Here is a 16690-nt window from a genome sequence, read left to right on the forward strand (position 1 = left end):
CCTGTGACGAAGGACCAGCACAGCGACAAGGAGCACAGGGCGGGACCGCTGCCAGGCTCGGAGGCGGGCCTGGCGGGCCGCGAGGGCCCGCGGACCGACCGGGCGGTGTTCGGTGTCACGGCGGTGCTCACCGTCGCGTTCGTCGTCTGGGGCGCCACCGCGACCGATTCCCTCGAGGACGTCTCGAGCAGCGCGCTCTCGGGTCTGATGCACAACGGCGGCTGGGCGTTCATGCTGGCCGCCTCCGGCTTCGTCGTCTTCGCCCTCTGGCTCGCGGCCAGCCGTTACGGCCGGATCCACCTCGGCGCCGAGGGCGAGGAACCCGAGTTCCGCACCGTGTCGTGGGTCGCGATGATGTTCAGCGCGGGCATGGGAATCGGCCTGATGTTCTACGGCGTCAGTGAGCCGCTGGCGCACTACGTCACGGCGCCGCCCGGCACCGACCCGGCCGACTCGGGCGAGCGCATGGAACTGGCCATGGCGACCACGCTCTTCCACTGGACGCTCCACCCGTGGGCGATCTACGCCGTGGTCGGCCTCGCCATCGCCTACAGCACCTTCCGCAGGCGCCGCCGGCAGACCATCAGCGCCGTCTTCACCCCGCTCATCGGATCGAAGCACGCCAACGGGAACACCGGGCGCGCGATCGACATCCTCGCCATCGTGGCGACCATCTTCGGCTCGGCGGCCTCCCTGGGGCTCGGCGCGCTGCAGATCGGCTCCGGCATGCAGGAGCTGGAGTGGATGGACGAGGTGAGCACGGGGCTGCTCGTCAGCATCATCGCGGTGCTCACGGCCGCGTTCGTCGCCTCCGCGGTGTCGGGCGTGGAGAAGGGCATCCAGTGGCTGTCCAACACCAACATGGTGCTCGCCCTGGTGCTCGCCCTGTTCGTGTTCGTGGTCGGTCCCGCGGTCCTCGTCCTCGACCTGCTGCCCACCTCGGTCTTCGGCTACCTGGGGGAACTGCCCCGGATGGCCGGCCGTACGGAGGCCAGCACCGGTGAGGGAGTGGCGGACTGGCTGGGCAGCTGGACCGTCTTCTACTGGGCGTGGTGGATCTCCTGGACGCCGTTCGTCGGCATGTTCATCGCCCGCATCAGCCGGGGCCGTACCGTCCGTCAGTTCATCGGCGGAGTCATCCTCGTGCCCAGCACGGTCAGCCTGATCTGGTTCGCGATCTTCGGCGGCTCCGCGATGAGGCTCCAGGAGCAGGGCCGGCTCGGTGACGAGTCGACGGCCGAGGGACAGCTGTTCGCCGTGCTCCAGGAGTACCCCCTCGCCACGGCGGCGAGCCTCCTGGTGATGATCCTCGTCGGCATCTTCTTCGTCTCCGGCGCCGACGCCGCCTCGGTCGTGATGGGCACGCTCTCGCAGAAGGGGGCGCTCGAACCGGGACGCATGGTGGTGGTCTTCTGGGGCGTGGTCACCGGAGCGGTCGCCGCGATCATGCTGCTGGTGGGCAGCGGCTCCGGCGACGCGCTGACCGGCCTGCAGAACATCACGATCCTCGCGGCGGCCCCGTTCGTCGTCGTGATGATCCTGATGTGCGTGGCGCTCATGCGCGACCTGCGCCGGGACCCGGTCATCGTGCGCAGGGAGGTGGGCTCCGAGGCGGTCGACCTGGCCGTCATCGCGGGTCACACGAAGTACGACGGGGAATTCGAACTCCGTATCGGGCCCGGGGCCGGTACGGACGTGGAGGGGGACCCGGTCGGCAAGCACTACGAGGCACCGGCCGAGCGCTGAGTGCCGGAAACCGATCCGGCCGTCGCCGCAAGCACCGGCCGGGCCGGCCGCCCCGGTTCCCGGGGGGCCGGCCCGGCCCGGCCGTTTCCGCGACCGCCACGCCGGCCCTCACCCCAGGGCGAGTTCCACCGCCTCCTGCGCGCAGCCCCAGGCCACGGTGACCCCCGCGCCGCCGTGGCCGTAGTTGTGCACCAGCGTCCGCCCGTCCGGGAGCGGCTCGCGTTCGATGCGGACGGTGTCCCGGGCGGGCCGCAGCCCCACCCGGTGCTCCAGGACCCGCGCCCCCGCGATCCGGGGCCGCAGCGCCACGCACCGCCGCACGATCGCCTCGGCCTGAGCGGGATCCGGCTCCAGGGACCAGTCGCCCTCCTGCGCCGTACCGCCCAGCACCAGCCGCCCCGGCTGCGGCAGGACGTACGCCGTCGTCCCGTCGGCGCCGGTGGAGACCGCCCAGGTACGGATCCCCGGGTTCTCCACCACGACCAGCTGCCCCCGCACCGGACGCACCGCGGGATCGGGCACCAGGCCGCGCGCACCCAGCCCCGAGCAGTTCACCACGACCGGGGCGTCCGCCCGAGCGAGGTCCGTCACCACGCGTTCCTCCACCACCCCGCCCGCGGCCACGAGCCGCTCCCGCAGCCAGGGCAGATGGGCCGACATGTCGACCAGCGGCAGCCGGGCCCACACACCCGGCCCCGACGGGTGCTCCTCGGCACTCGACACCCGCAGCCCCGGCAGCCGCGCGGCGGCCCAGGCGCCGACCTCGTCCAGCGTGGTCCCGCCCAGTACCCCTTCGACCATCCGTACGCCGGTGACCTCCGGCCGCGCCGCCAGCTTCTCGTACACGTCCAGCGAACGCAGCGCCCACACGTGCGCCGACGCCACCGGCTCGATCCGGTAGGGCCACCACAGAGCCCCGGCAACCGCCGAGGTGGTCCGCTCGACCGGGTCGCGCGTCCACAGCCCCACCCGCGCGCCCCGCTCGGCGAGGACGACGGCCGTCGTCAGCCCGACGACCCCGCCGCCGACCACACGGACATCGAAGACCGGTTCGGTTTCCATGCGGGGACGTTAGCGGAATATGTCATGCAGTGCCCAGGTCCGTCCCGCTGCGGGAATACTCACAGCATGTCTGCCGAGTACGCGACCTTCGGCCTGACACCGGCGACCCGTGCCGGTGGACTCCTCCCCGGCGGCGACCACCAGGTCCACCGGGACTTCGTCGACTTCGTCGTCGACGGACGCCCGCTGCTGTTCCGCCTCGGTGACCTCGACGCCGTCTCCCCGCTCGCCTCCGACGTCCCGCCGGCCATCTTCACCGCCCAGGCCCGCAGCCTGCTCCTCGAGACCGGGGCACCGCTGCCGTCCGGCCGGTACATCGTCTACGGCTGCCCCGAGTGCGAGGACCTCGGCTGCGGTGCGGTGACCGCCGTCATCGAGCGGGACGGCGAGGACTACATCTGGCGGGACTTCGCCTGGCAGACCGACGAACACGCCGACCTGGAACGCAACGGGTACCACGGCCTGGGCCCGTTCCGCTTCCGCGGCGCCGACTACCGCACGGCCCTCGCCGCCCTGCAGGCCGGCGGCGCCCCGGACACCCGCCGCCGCGTCCTGCTGATCGGCGCCCGCGTCGCCCTGCCGGCCAGGCTCGTCGCGGCCCTGCGCACCGCCGGCGTCGGCGCCGACATCGCCCACGACGCCGCCGGTGTCCCCGCCGACGAACTGCGCGGCTACGCCGCCGTCGTCTTCGACCGGTCGGCCGGCTCCGCCGAACGGGCCGCCGTGCGCGCCGCCTTCGCCGCCGCCGGCGTCGACGTGCCCTGCGTCGACGGCCACGCCCCGATCGTTCCGCTGCTCGTCGCCCAGACCGAGCACGCCCTGGACCGCAGCCCGCCCGGACAACGCCGCCTGACCGCGCTGACCGCCCCCGCCTCCCCGGCTCCGGCGCGTGCCGACGCGGAGGTCGAGGTCACCGCGTCGTGCCGGGTGCGGCTCACCGCGTACCGCCTCGACCGTCTCGCCCGCACCCACACCCGCGACGTCTTCGACGGCGTCCTGGAACCGGGCCGCCACCGCATCCCCCTGGATCCGAGGACGGTCAAGGGCGAGTCCTACCTGGTGGCCCGCACCGCCGGGGCGGTCCTGACGGCGGTGGTACGGCGGTGAACGCCGGGCGGCGGGCCGGGGCGGGAGCGCGCGAGGGGAGCTAGGATCGGCGGTCTGATGACTGCCACCCTCGTCGCCAAGAACCTCTCCGCCGGCCATGGCGACCGCTCCCTGTTCAGCGGCCTCGACCTCGTCGTCGCCCCCGGCGACGTGATCGGCCTGGTCGGTGCCAACGGCGCCGGCAAGTCCACCCTGCTGCGCCTGCTCGCCGGGCTCACCGCGCCGGAACAGGGCGAGCTGCGGCTCTCCCCGCCCACGGCGAGCGTCGGCCACCTCCCGCAGGAGCCGGAGCGCCGGCCCGGCGAGAGGGTCCGGGACTTCCTGGCCCGCCGCACCGGCGTCGCCGACGCCCAGCGGACGATGGACGAGGCGACCTCGGCCCTGGTCGACGGGGCGCCCGGCGCCGACGACGCGTACGCGGACTCCCTGGAGCGCTGGCTGGCCCTGGGCGGCGCCGACCTCGAGGAACGCGCCGAGGAGGTCAGCGCGTCGCTCGGGCTGACGGTCGGCCAGGACCAGCCGATGACCGCCCTGTCCGGCGGCCAGGCGGCCCGCGTCGGCCTCGCCTCCCTCCTCCTGTCCCGCTACGACGTCTTTCTCCTCGACGAGCCGACCAACGACCTCGACCTGGACGGACTGGAGCGCCTCGAACGCTTCGTCAAAGGTCTGCGCGCCGGCACGGTCGTGGTCAGCCACGACCGCGAGTTCCTCACGCGCACCGTCACCAAGGTCCTCGAACTCGACCTCGCCCAGCGGCAGATCAACCTCTACGGCGGCGGCTACGCGGCCTACCTGGAGGAACGGGAGGTGGCCCGCCGGCACGCCCGCGACGAGTACGAGGAGTACGCCGACAGGAGGTCCGCGCTCCAGGACCGTGCCCAGACACAGCGGTCCTGGATGGACAAGGGCGTGAAGAACGCGCGCCGCAAGGCGGGCAACGACAACGACAAGATCGGCCGCAAGTTCCGCAGCGAGGCCAGCGAGAAGCAGGCCGCCAAGGCCCGCCAGACCCAGCGCATGATCGAGCGTCTCGACGTGGTCGAGGAGCCGCGCAAGGAATGGGAGCTGCGCATGGAGATCGCCGCGGCCCCGCGCTCCGGCGCGGTGGTGGCGACGCTGCGGGACGCCGAGGTGCGGCGCGGCGACTTCGTGCTCGGGCCGGTCACCCTGCAGATCGACTGGGCGGACCGGGTCGCCGTCACGGGTGCCAACGGTGCCGGGAAGTCCACCCTGCTGGGCGCCCTGCTGGGCCGCGTCCCGGTCGACGCCGGGCACGCCGCGCTGGGTTCGGGCGTGCTGCTCGGCGAGGTCGACCAGGCCCGTGCGCTGTTCCACGGCACCGAGGCCCTGCTCGACGCCTTCCGCGCCGGGGTCCCGGACACCGAACCGGCCGAGATCCGCACCCTGCTGGCCAAGTTCGGCCTCAAGGCGGACCACGTGACGCGTCCGGCGGTCACCCTCTCACCGGGCGAACGCACCCGCGCCGCCCTCGCCCTCCTCCAGGGCCGTGGCGTCAACCTCCTCGTCCTCGACGAGCCGACCAACCACCTCGACCTGCCCGCCATCGAGCAGCTGGAGTCGGCCCTCGACTCCTACGAAGGAACCCTCCTTCTCGTCACCCACGACCGGCGCATGCTCGACGCGGTCCACGTCACCCGCCGCCTGGAAGTGGCCGACGGCAAGGTCACCGAAGTCTGACCGGGTACGGCCGAGGCCCGACCGGGCACCGACCGGGTGCGGTCCGGGCCCGACCCGGCGCCGGGCCGGACCGCCGCCGAACAGCCCGACGGCCCGGCCCCTCTCGCACGCAGCGGAGGAACCGGGCCGTCGGTCGACGCAGGGCTCAGGGTCTGTCCAGGGCCTGTCCGGCGGATGAGGCCGTAGGAGGGCGCCGACGCGATGGGGGTCCCTCGCTCGAGCGGAGCCGAGAGCCCGGGGGAGTCGGTAACCGACGACAACGCCGCAGACGAGCGTGCCGGACCCCACGTCTTCGGCATGATCCGCCGGACAGGGCCTAGCGCCTGCCCTTCTTCGGGTCGGCCAGCCCCGCCCGGCGCAGGGCGTCGGCCATCGCGCTGTTCGCCGGTGCGGGTGCCTGACGCGCCCCGCCGTTTCCGCGACCGCCGCCACCGCCCCCACCGCCCCCACCACGGCCCTGCCCCTGGCCCTGGCGCTGCTGCGGCGGGCGCCCGCCGCCGCGCTGCCGGCGCCCGCCGGGAGCCGCCTCGGTCTGCTCCGCCGCCACGTCGTCCAGCCGCAGGGTCAGCGAGATCCGCTTGCGCGGAATGTCGATGTCGAGAACCTTCACCTTGACGATGTCGCCCGGCTTCACCACGTCCCGCGGGTCCTTGACGAACGTCTTCGACAGGGCGGAGACGTGCACCAGGCCGTCCTGGTGGACGCCGATGTCGACGAACGCGCCGAAGGCCGCCACGTTCGTCACCACACCCTCCAGGATCATCCCGGAGGAGAGGTCGGAGATCTTCTCCACACCCTCCTTGAAGGCGGCGGTCCTGAAGGCCGGCCGCGGGTCGCGCCCCGGCTTCTCCAGCTCCTTGAGGATGTCCGAGACGGTCGGCAGACCGAACGTCTCGTCCACGAAGTCCTGCGGCCTCAGCGAGCGCAGCACCCCCGTGTTGCCGACCAGGGAGGCGACCTCCTCGCCGGACTTCTGCACCATGCGCCGGACCACCGGATAGGCCTCCGGGTGCACGCTGGAGGCGTCCAGCGGGTCGCCGCCGCGGATCCGCAGGAAGCCCGCGCACTGCTCGTACGCCTTGGGGCCGAGCCTGGGCACCTTCTTCAGCTCGCCGCGGGAGGCGAACGGCCCGTTGCTGTCCCGGTGGGACACGATGTTCTCGGCGAGTCCGGAGGTGATGCCGGAGACCCGGGCGAGCAGCGGCGCGGACGCCGTGTTGACGTCCACCCCCACGCCGTTCACACAGTCCTCCACCACCGCGTCCAGCGAACGCGACAGCTTCACCTCGGACAGGTCGTGCTGGTACTGGCCGACGCCGATCGACTTCGGGTCGATCTTCACCAGCTCCGCCAGCGGGTCCTGGAGCCGGCGCGCGATCGAGACCGCCCCGCGCAGCGACACGTCCATGTCGGGCAGCTCCTGCGAGGCGAACGCGGACGCCGAGTACACGGAGGCACCCGCCTCGGACACCATCACCTTCGTCAGCTTCAGCTCGGGGTGACGGGTGATGAGATCGCCGGCCAGCCTGTCGGTCTCGCGGGACGCCGTACCGTTGCCGATCGCGATCAGCTCGACGGCGTGCTCCTTCGCGAGCCGGGCCAGCCTGGCGATCGACTCGTCCCACCGGTTCGCCGGGACGTGCGGGTGGATCACGTCGGTGGCGACGACCTTGCCCGTCGCGTCCACCACGGCGACCTTCACCCCCGTACGGAAGCCGGGGTCGAGGCCGAGGGTCGCGCGGGTGCCGGCCGGAGCGGCGAGCAGCAGGTCGCGCAGATTCGCCGCGAACACCCGCACCGCCTCGTCCTCGGCCGCCGTGCGCAGCCTCAGCCGCAGGTCGATCCCGAGATGCACCAGGATGCGCGTGCGCCACGCCCAGCGGACCGTGTCCAGCAGCCACTTGTCGGCCGGGCGCCCCCGGTCGCCGATCCCGAACCGGTGGGCCACCGTGCCCTCGTACGAGGACGGGCCCTCCGTCGCCTCCTCCGGCTCCAGGACGAGGTCCAGGACCTCCTCCTTCTCGCCGCGCAGCATCGCCAGGATGCGGTGCGAGGGCAGCTCGGTGAACGGCTCGGCGAAGTCGAAGTAGTCGGAGAACTTGGCGCCCGCCTCCTCCTTGCCGTCACGCACCCTGGCGACGAGCCGCCCGCGCACCCACATGCGCTCCCGCAGTTCGCCGATCAGGTCGGCGTCCTCCGAGAACCGCTCGGTGAGGACGGCCCGCGCGCCGTCCAGGGCGGCCTGCGGATCGGCGACCCCCTTGTCGGCGTCCACGAACGCGGCGGCCGCGGCGAGGGGCTCGACGCCCGGATCACCGAGCAGCCCGTCCGCCAGCGGCTCGAGCCCCGCCTCGCGCGCGATCTGCGCCTTGGTCCGCCGCTTCGGCTTGTACGGCAGGTAGATGTCCTCCAGGCGCGCCTTGGTCTCCGCGCCCCGGATCCGTGCCTGAAGCTCCTCGGTGAGCTTGCCCTGCTCGCGCACCGAGTCCAGGATCGCCGTACGACGCTCCTCGAGTTCCCGCAGATAGCGCAGCCGCTCCTCGAGCGTGCGCAGCTGCGCGTCGTCGAGCATCTCGGTGGCTTCCTTGCGGTAGCGGGCGATGAAGGGCACCGTGGAACCGCCGTCGAGCAGTTCCACGGCGGCCCTGACCTGCCGCTCCTGTACGCCGAGCTCCTCGGCGATCCTGCCTTCGATGGACCCTTGGAGGGGTGTCGTCACGATCCCGTACCGCCTTCTTCGCTGAGGTTGCGCGGCAATTGTGGCAGGTGGTGCCGACAATCGGGGATCAGGACGGCGACTCGCGGGGCCCCGGCGCGCGCCGGGTCAGGCGCGCCGGCCCCGCCCCGCGGACGAGGCACCCCCGAACAGCCGGGCCAGCGCCCGGAACGGCAGGGTCACGACGGTGGCGGCGGCGCCGCCGATCTGACGCAGAACATCCGCGATGGCACGCACAACGATCTCCTCCTTCGGTTCCCCGTCCGCCCCGGGTCGGAGCGGACGGTCACCTACGGATACCTCGTCAACGCTTCACCATGCCTGTCCGTCGCGTACGCCGTGTCCTACCCGCGCCCCGGCGGAGTCCAGCCGAACCGGGGCGGCCTGCGTTCGAGGAAGGCGGCGACCCCCTCCGCCGTGTCGCCGTTGCCGCGTGCCTGACCGCTCCAGTGGCTGTCCCGGTCGGTGCGTCCGTTCGCGAACTCCTTCGCCGCCGCCTGCGTCAGCTGCGAACGCGAGGCCAGGACCGCGGTGAACTCCGCGACCCGCCGGTCCAGTCCGTCCACGGGCAGCACCTCGTCGACCAGCCCCGTACGCAGCGCCCGCGCGGTGTCGATCAGCTCACCGGAGAACAGCAGGTACTTGGCGGTGGCCGGCCCCACCAGCGACACCAGCCGCCGGGTGGAGGAGGCCGGGTAGACGATCCCGAGCCGGGCCGGGGTCACCCCGAAGACGGCCCCCTCCTGCGCGAACCGCAGGTCGCAGGCCGCCGCCAGCTGTGCCCCGCCGCCGACGCAGTGGCCCCGGACCGCCGCGAGCGTCGGTCCAGGGAACGCGGCGAGCGCCTCCTCGGCCGCCACGGCCAGCCGCTGTGCCTCCTGCGGCGAGCCCTTGAGCGTGGAGATGTCGGCCCCGGCGCAGAAGGTTTCGCCCTCGCCGGTGAGCACCAGCGCCCGCACCCCGGCGTCGTCCGCCAGCGTGTCGAGCAGCGGCGGCAGCGCGCGCCACATCGAGGTCGTCATGGCGTTGCGCTTCGCCGGATGGCGGATGACGACCGTGGCGACCGAGTCGGTGACACTGTGCGACAGCTGCGGCTCCATGCGCCGGATGCTATCCGCCCCGGTCGGGGCGCCGACCGGCAGGAGCGGGTGGGGCGTTACGCGACGCCGGGGCAGGGGAGAAGGGGAGAGAACGGACAACGAGGAGGCAGTCATGGCCAAATCCACCACACCGCGCGGCGAGGCGGCCAAACTGAAGAGCGGCTTCGGCCGGCTCGCCGCGCTCGGCGTGATCCTGGTCGCCGCCGGCCTCTTCGGTCTGGTCTACACCGGCGTCGCGACGCTGACCACGATGGTGCTGTTCGGCTGGCTGCTGCTGATCGGCGGTGCGGTCTCGCTGCTGCACGCGGTCCAGGCCCGGCACACCAGCTTCTTCTGGCTCGCCGTGATCGTCGCGGCGCTGAACGTCGCGGCCGGTGCGGTGGTCCTGCGCACACCGGAGGCGGCCGCCGAGGGGCTGACCATGTTCGCCGCACTGCTGTTCCTCACCGGCGGGCTGTTCCGCCTGGTGGGCAGCATGGTGGTCCGCGGGCCGCAGTTCGGTGTGACGCTCCTGCAGGGCGTCCTCGGCCTCCTCCTCGGCATCCTGGTCCTGGCCACCTGGCCGAGCAGCAGCCAGTACGTGATCGGCACCTTCCTCTCGCTCGCCCTGCTCTTCGACGGGCTCGGGCTGATCGCCACCGGCTACGGCGGGCGCAGGATCGTGAGCATGGTCTCCGACCAGCTGACGGGTCCGGAGAGCACGGGGCCCCATGCCGAACCCGTACAACCCGAATAGTTCACCGACACGACACAGGGCGAACAGGAACGGTGCCGCAAGCGACGATGGCATAAGCCAACGACCACAAACGCTCGATATCCGCTGACTTCTGTTCAGGGCTTCGGTGGGGTGCGCGCAGGTGCCAACACTCGACGTGTGGTGACAGTCGAGCGTGAGGGTGGCGACCGGACGATGGACGACCAGGGGCGCGGGCCCGGCCCACGCCCACAGGGCGGGGAGGGACCCGCCGGGGCGAAGAACGTAGCACCGCGACCGGCGCCACTGCCGTACGAAGGCGTCTGGCGGTTCACCGCCCCCGCCCTCGACGCCTCGGTCCCGCAGGCGCGCCACGCCGTACGGGACCTGCTGCTGCGCCAGGGGGTGCCGGTCGCCGACGAGGTGGTCCAGGGACTGTTGCTGATCGTGTCGGAACTGGTCACCAACGCCGTACGGCACGCGGCCCTGCTCTCCCCGGTGCTCGCCGTGGAGGTCGCCGTCGGAGCCGAGTGGGTCAGGGTGTCCGTGGAGGACAGCCACCCCTACCGCCCGACCGCCCTGGAGACCGACCACGGCCGCACCGGCGGCCGCGGACTGCTCCTGGTGCGCGAGATCGCCCGTGAGGCGAACGGCACGTGCGACGTCGAGCACACCGCGAGCGGCGGCAAGGTGGTCTGGGCCGCCCTGCCGCTCAAGTCCGCGCAGGCCTGACGGCCCGGACCGCACGGGCCCGGACAAGCCCGGCGCCCACGCCCGGCCTGCCCGGCGCGCACGCGGGTCCGCCACCGGCCCCGCGCACGGTCACCAGCCCGCCGACGGTCCCGTCAGCTCCCGGACCGCCGGGCGGACCGCGTCCAGCACGGTCATGAACCACGCCGAGAAGGTGTCCTCGGCATGCCGCCGGGCCAGCTCGTCCGGGGTCACGAACGCCGTGGACGCCACCTCCTCGTGATCCGCCCGCAGCGGCGCCTGCACCATGCCGACGAACAGGTGGTTGTACTCCTGCTCGACCAGACCGGAGGCCGGGTCCGGATGGTTGTAGCGCACCGTGCCCGCCTCGGCGAGCAGCGACGGGGACAGCCCCAGCTCCTCGAAGGTCCGCCGGGCCGCCGCCGCGAACGGCGCCTCACCGGGGTAGGGGTGCCCGCAGCACGTGTTGGACCACACGCCGGGGGAGTGGTACTTGCCCAGCGCCCGCTGCTGGATCAGCAACCGGCCCCGCTCGTCGAACAGGAACACCGAGAACGCCCGGTGCAACTGCCCCGGGGGCTGATGGGCGGCCAGCTTCTCCGCGGTACCGACCGTCACGCCGTCTTCGTCGACAAGCTCCAGCAGAATCGCCTCGGCGGCAGGGCCCGACGGGCTGTGCGTCGCGGTGGCAGGTGTGATCGGCATACCCATCCTTCACTCGGTCTTCGCGCCCCAAGTCTGCCGCACGAATCCGGCACTCCCGGCACTCCCGCACCGCCCGCATGTCCCGCGGGCGGTCCGGCCCGTGGCCGGCGCGGACCGGACACCGGAAGAGGGGCCCCGTGGACGACCTGCCCGGGCCGGCGGCGGGAGAACCGTGAAATCGTGAAATGCGGGGCGCCATGGACGAAAGGGCGCAGGCAGGGGGCGGAAGGATGCTTCCCCGGCGCATGAACACCACACTCACGCCCCAGCGGCGCCTCCCGCCCCGGCCGCCCCCGGCCGCCCCCGGCGCCCCGCCGCCACGTCGTCCCACGGCGGCGGGGACGGCGCCCACGGTCCGGTGCCGTCTCAGTGGCAGAGCCGCGCCTCGTGCTCCGCGTGACCGTGCGGTTCCAGCTGGAAGGTGCAGTGCTCCACGTCGAAGTGGTCGCCCAGGCAGCTCTGCAGCTCGTGCAGCATCTTCTCGTGCCCGATGGCGCTGAGCACCTCGGAGCTGACGACCACGTGTGCGGACAGTACCGGCATGCCCGAGGTGATGGTCCAGGCGTGCAGATCGTGCACGTCCTCGACGCCTTGCGTGTCCAGGATGTGCGCCCGGACCTGGGCCATGTCCACGCCCTTGGGCGCCGCCTCCAGCAGCACGTCCAGGGTCTCGCGCAGCAGCTTGAAGGTGCGGGGCACGATCAGTGCGGCGATCACGAGGGAGGCGATCGGGTCGGCGGCCATCCAGCCGGTCGCCACGACGACCAGCGCCGAGACGATCACCGCGACCGAGCCCAGCGCGTCGGCGGCCACCTCCAGGAACGCCCCGCGCACGTTCAGGCTCTCCTTCTGCCCGCTCATCAGCAGCGTCAGCGACACCATGTTGGCGACCAGACCGATCGCGCCGAAGACCAGCGTCAGCCCGCCCTCGGTGCCCGTCGGCGTGATGAACCGCTGGACCGCCTCGTACAGCACGTAGCCGCCCACCCCGAGCAGCAGCAGACAGTTCGCGAGCGCGGCGAGTATCTCCGCGCGGGCGTAGCCGAAGGTGCGGCGCTCGCTCGGCGGGCGGTTCGCGAAATGGATCGCCAGCAGCGCCATGCCGAGCCCCAGCGCGTCCGTCGCCATATGAGCCGCGTCGGCGACCAGGGCGAGCGAGTCGGCCAGCACACCGCCGATGATCTCGACCACCATGACGGCGAGCGTGATCGCCAGCGCCGCCCGCAGCCTGCCGCGGTACGCCGCGCTCGCCGTACCGCCGGCGGGCGCGCCGTGCGCGTGCCCGTGATCGTGCCCAGCCCCCATGGAAGCCGTTCCTCCCTGACTCGTCCGGAGCACAGTGAACTACGGGCCGGGGGTATCCGGCAACGCGGCACTGAACACCGTTGTCATGTGACCTGACCTGCGGAAACGGTACGCAGGTCAGACGTGTGCCAGAGGGAGGCGCGCCTCTCCCGGACGACCCGGCCGGCGCTGCGGACGAGCCGAAGGGGCGGGTGCCGTTCGACGTCGGGCCGTTCTCACCGTGCGCACGCGCCGGGGCGCAGGCGTGGCCCCCGTGGCGAGACCCACACGGCCCTGCCGTGCGCGGCCCCCGGCGCGGGGAGCGCGGAGTCCTCGCCGTCAGGACGCCCGGCGCAGGAGCGGGAGGGTCCTGAAGCCCGGGGCGGGAGGGGTGCCTGCCGCGCGAGGCCCGGCACGCGCTCCCGCCGCACCGCCCGAAAGCCCGGGCGCGCCCGGTGACGAGGGTTTCCGGACGGTGCGCCGAGAGGACGCCGGGAGCACGCTCCCCGAGCTCTCGGCTTCGCCCGAGCAAAGGGGTCCATGACGTCGCACGGCCGCCCGCCGGACGGCGACGCCACTTGCGCAGCGGGCCCCGGCAGCCCTCCCCGGCGATACGGTGAGGGCCCGGCCGTCCGGGATCTCCACCGGGCCGCCCGCGGACCTCACCCGCGGGCATCTCGCTGGTCGGAGGCTGAGACCCGGCTCCCCGGTGTCGGTCGTGGTCCGCCTCGTACGTGTCGTGCGGCACCCGTCCCGGCCGCCCGGCGCCGGGCGGAGCGGTTCCAAAACGATGCCCCGTATTCGCCCCAATGCCCCTTCTGGGTGCGCGGTTTGTGGGCCGGCCCCGCTATCCCCGATGATGATCGCGGCAGGGACGCAGGTGAAACCGCAACGATCCAACCGCCGAACGGGTGGTGAACGCGGGCTCAGGGGTATCCGCTAACCTCAGCCGACATGCCGCCCGGGGCCCCGTACGGCCGCCCCCACCATGTACACGACCGGCGTGGACACGTCGGCATTCCAGGGAGTGAGATTCGGTTGTCGACCGCCATCCTCACCGGCCAGCCGGTTCCGGGTTCGTCGCTCGAGGCGGACCTGCGTTCCCTCGGCTTCGACGTGCGGATCGCGTCCGGCACCGCGGAGGCCGGGGCCCTGCTCGCCGAGGTGCCCACCGGCCAGCGGGTCGCCGTCGTCGACGCCCGGTTCGTGGGCCATGAGCACGCGCTGCGTCTCGGCCTCACCGACCCCCGCTTCCCGCTCGCCGCGATCCCCGGTGCCGTCACCGCCCAGCCGACCGCCCGCCAGGCCCTGGTCCGTGCGATGGCCCGGGAGAGCACCGCGGTCTCCGAGCCCGCCGCCTCCCCCGTGCCCGGCGAGGCCGGTGGGACCGCGTCCGGCGGGACTTCGGCGCCCGCCGGAACCGCCCTCACCGGCACCCTCACCGACCGCATCGTCACCGCCCTGAGCGCCGACGGCAGCGATCCGCACCGCCCCGACCTCGGCAGCCTCGTCGCCACCGTGCCCGACGGCCCCCAGGCCCGCAACGAGGCCCGGCAGTCCGTCGCCGCCGTCGACGACGAGGCCGTCCGGCTGAAGTCGGCCGTCAAGGCCCGCGACGGCTTCTTCACCACCTACTGCATCAGCCCGTACTCCCGCTACATCGCCCGCTGGTGCGCCCGGCGCGGGCTGACCCCCAACCAGGTCACCACCGCCTCCCTGATCACCGCGCTCATAGCGGCCGCCTGTGCCGCCACCGGCACCCGCCCGGGCTTCGTCGCCGCCGGCGCCCTGCTCCTCGCCTCCTTCGTGCTGGACTGCACCGACGGCCAGCTCGCCCGCTACTCCCTGCAGTACTCCACCCTCGGCGCCTGGCTCGACGCCACCTTCGACCGCGCCAAGGAGTACGCCTACTACGCGGGCCTGGCCCTCGGCGCGGCCCGCGGCGGCGACGACGTGTGGGCCCTCGCCCTGGGCGCGATGGTCCTGCAGACCTGCCGGCACGTCGTGGACTTCTCCTTCAACGAGGCGAACGCCGACAGCACGGCCGCCACCGCCGGCACCAGCCCCACCGCCGCCCTCTCCGGCAGACTCGACAGCGTCGGCTGGACGGTCTGGGTGCGCCGCATGATCGTCCTCCCGATCGGTGAGCGCTGGGCGATGATCGCGGTCCTCACGGCCCTCACGACCCCCCGCATCACCTTCTGCGCCCTGCTGATCGGCTGCGCCTTCGCGGCGACGTACACCACGGCCGGCCGCGTCCTGCGCTCCCTGGCCCGTAAGGCCCGCAGGACCGACCGCGCGGCGCGCGCCCTCGCGGACCTCACCGACACCGGGCCGCTCGCCGAACGCCTCGCCCGGACGCTGAAGGCCCCCGCGCGACGCCTGCCCGGCTTCACCGCCCCTGCCGTCGCCCTGCTCGGTGGCGCCGCCGTCACCACCACGGCCGCGCTGACCGGCTTCGGCGGACCGTGGCCCGTCCTCGCCGCCCTCCTGTACGTCCTGACCTCAGCCCTGGCCGTCGCCCGCCCCCTCACGGGCCCCCTCGACTGGCTGGTCCCGCCGTTCCTGCGCGCAGCCGAGTACGGCACCGTCCTGGCACTGGCGGCGGGCGCCGGGGTGAACGGAGCGCTTCCGGCGGCCTACGGCCTGGTGGCCGCCGTCGCCTACCATCACTACGACACGGTCTACCGCATCCGCGGCGACGCGGGCGCGCCCCCGCCCTGGCTGGTGCGGGTGGTCGCGGGGCACGAAGGCCGCACCCTGGCGGTCGTCGTCCTGGCCGCCCTGCTCACCGCCCCGCAGTTCGCCGTCGCGCTCGCGGTGATCGCCGTGGCCGTGGCCCTGCTGGTGCTCTTCGAGAGCATCCGCTTCTGGGTGGCCGCCCACCGGGGCGGAGCACCCGCCGTACACGACGAAGGAGAACCCGCATGATCGGCCTCGTGCTGGCGGCCGGCGCCGGACGGCGTCTGCGCCCCTACACCGACACCCTGCCCAAGGCGCTGGTGCCGGTGGGGCCCGCGGGCATAGAGGGCGAACCGACGGTCCTGGACCTCACCCTCGGCAACTTCGCCGAGATCGGCCTGACCGAGGCCGCCGTCATCGTCGGCTACCGCAAGGAGGCCGTGTACGAGCGCCAGGCGGCCCTGGAGCGGAAGTACGGGCTCAAGCTCACCCTCATCGACAACGACAAGGCCGAGGAGTGGAACAACGCCTACTCCCTGTGGTGCGGCCGTGACGCACTCAAGGACGGTGTGATCCTCGCCAACGGCGACACCGTGCACCCGGTCTCCGTCGAGAGGACGCTGCTCGCCGCCCGCGGCGACGGCAAGAGGATCATCCTCGCCCTCGACACCGTGAAGTCCCTCGCGGACGAGGAGATGAAGGTCGTCGTCGACCCCCGCAAGGGCATGACGACGATCACCAAGCTGATGGACCCCGCCGAGGCCACCGGCGAGTACATCGGCGTCACCCTCATCGAGGGCGACGCCGCCCCCGCGCTGGCCGACGCGCTGAGGACCGTGTGGGAGACCGACCCGCAGCAGTTCTACGAGCACGGCTACCAGGAACTGGTGAACCGCGGCTTCCGGATCGACGTGGCGCCGATCGGCGACGTCGACTGGGTGGAGATCGACAACCACGACGATCTCGCCCGTGGACGGGAGATCGCATGCCAGTACTGACCCGGCTCATCCCCTCCCCGCTCGTCGTCGACATCCGCCCCGGTGCCCTCGACGACCTGGCCGGGGTCCTCGCCGACGAGCGCATCGCGCAGTCGGGCCGCCTCGCCGTCGCCGTCAGCGGCGGCTCCGGCGCCGGACTGCGCGAGCGGCTCTCCCCGTCGCTGCCCGGCGCCCCCGGGTACGAGGT

The 16690-nt window shown here is 73.1% G+C and carries 13 protein-coding genes and 1 pseudogene; 8 read left to right on the forward strand and 6 right to left on the reverse strand.

Annotated features, from left to right (window positions below; translation table 11 throughout):
- Window positions 1-3: 3 nt before the first annotated feature.
- Window positions 4-1746, forward strand: a complete 1743-nt coding sequence (locus tag ORI94_RS22305; protein WP_266078448.1) for a BCCT family transporter — start codon at window positions 4-6, stop codon at window positions 1744-1746.
- Between the two features lie 108 nt (window positions 1747-1854).
- Here the strand turns inward: ORI94_RS22305 and ORI94_RS22310 are convergent, their stop codons facing one another.
- Window positions 1855-2808 carry an FAD-dependent oxidoreductase gene (locus ORI94_RS22310; RefSeq protein ID WP_266078450.1) on the reverse strand — a complete coding sequence of 318 codons (954 nt, stop codon included), beginning with the start codon at window positions 2806-2808 and terminating at the stop codon, window positions 1855-1857.
- 66 nt (window positions 2809-2874) lie between these two features.
- On the opposite strand from ORI94_RS22310, the gene ORI94_RS22315 reads away from it, so the two are divergent.
- Together ORI94_RS22315 and ORI94_RS22320 are read left to right on the forward strand one after the other, a co-directional pair.
- The gene (locus ORI94_RS22315; RefSeq protein ID WP_266078452.1) at window positions 2875-3915 is read left to right on the forward strand and encodes an oxidoreductase; all 1041 of its coding nucleotides are present in this window, start codon (window positions 2875-2877) and stop codon (window positions 3913-3915) included.
- A gap of 57 nt (window positions 3916-3972) precedes the next feature.
- Entirely contained in the window at window positions 3973-5613 is a 1641-nt protein-coding gene (locus ORI94_RS22320; protein WP_266078454.1) for an ABC-F family ATP-binding cassette domain-containing protein, read from the forward strand.
- 316 nt (window positions 5614-5929) lie between these two features.
- Here the strand turns inward: ORI94_RS22320 and ORI94_RS22325 are convergent, their stop codons facing one another.
- The 3 genes from ORI94_RS22325 to ORI94_RS22335 form a co-directional block, all read right to left on the reverse strand.
- Complete coding sequence (locus ORI94_RS22325) at window positions 5930-8332, reverse strand: Tex family protein (protein WP_266078456.1); 2403 nt, start codon at window positions 8330-8332, stop codon at window positions 5930-5932.
- A gap of 105 nt (window positions 8333-8437) precedes the next feature.
- Window positions 8438-8566, reverse strand: a complete 129-nt coding sequence (locus tag ORI94_RS22330; protein ID WP_370626673.1) for an LPFR motif small protein — start codon at window positions 8564-8566, stop codon at window positions 8438-8440.
- Between the two features lie 107 nt (window positions 8567-8673).
- Window positions 8674-9429, reverse strand: a complete 756-nt coding sequence (locus ORI94_RS22335) for an enoyl-CoA hydratase/isomerase family protein (RefSeq protein WP_266078458.1) — start codon at window positions 9427-9429, stop codon at window positions 8674-8676.
- Window positions 9430-9541: 112 nt separating this feature from the next.
- On the opposite strand from ORI94_RS22335, the gene ORI94_RS22340 reads away from it, so the two are divergent.
- Both ORI94_RS22340 and ORI94_RS22345 read left to right on the forward strand, forming a co-directional pair.
- The gene (locus tag ORI94_RS22340; RefSeq protein WP_266078460.1) at window positions 9542-10165 is read left to right on the forward strand and encodes an HdeD family acid-resistance protein; all 624 of its coding nucleotides are present in this window, start codon (window positions 9542-9544) and stop codon (window positions 10163-10165) included.
- A gap of 174 nt (window positions 10166-10339) precedes the next feature.
- On the forward strand, window positions 10340-10855 hold the full coding sequence (locus ORI94_RS22345; protein WP_266078489.1) for an ATP-binding protein: 516 nt from the start codon (window positions 10340-10342) through the stop codon (window positions 10853-10855).
- 90 nt (window positions 10856-10945) lie between these two features.
- On the opposite strand, the gene idi is transcribed toward ORI94_RS22345, so the two are convergent.
- Entirely contained in the window at window positions 10946-11539 is a 594-nt protein-coding gene (idi, locus tag ORI94_RS22350; RefSeq protein WP_266078462.1) for an isopentenyl-diphosphate Delta-isomerase, read from the reverse strand.
- Between the two features lie 366 nt (window positions 11540-11905).
- Window positions 11906-12844 (reverse strand): cation diffusion facilitator family transporter, encoded by a 939-nt coding sequence (locus ORI94_RS22355; RefSeq protein ID WP_266078464.1) that lies wholly within the window; start codon window positions 12842-12844, stop codon window positions 11906-11908.
- Window positions 12845-13861: 1017 nt separating this feature from the next.
- On the opposite strand from ORI94_RS22355, the gene ORI94_RS22360 reads away from it, so the two are divergent.
- From ORI94_RS22360 to ORI94_RS22370, 3 genes and pseudogenes are all read left to right on the forward strand, one after another.
- Window positions 13862-15754: a DUF5941 domain-containing protein gene (locus ORI94_RS22360; protein WP_266078466.1), complete on the forward strand. Its 1893-nt coding sequence runs from the start codon at window positions 13862-13864 to the stop codon at window positions 15752-15754.
- Window positions 15751-16503: a phosphocholine cytidylyltransferase family protein gene (locus tag ORI94_RS22365; protein WP_266078468.1), complete on the forward strand. Its 753-nt coding sequence runs from the start codon at window positions 15751-15753 to the stop codon at window positions 16501-16503. Before ORI94_RS22360 ends, ORI94_RS22365 begins: the two co-directional genes overlap by 4 nt.
- A pseudogene (locus ORI94_RS22370) lies at window positions 16491-16690 on the forward strand (dehydrogenase); the annotation flags it as partial. The gene ORI94_RS22365 and the pseudogene ORI94_RS22370, both read left to right, overlap by 13 nt.

This window comes from Streptomyces sp. NEAU-W12 (assembly GCF_026242095.1).
In the GTDB taxonomy this organism is placed as follows: domain Bacteria; phylum Actinomycetota; class Actinomycetes; order Streptomycetales; family Streptomycetaceae; genus Streptomyces.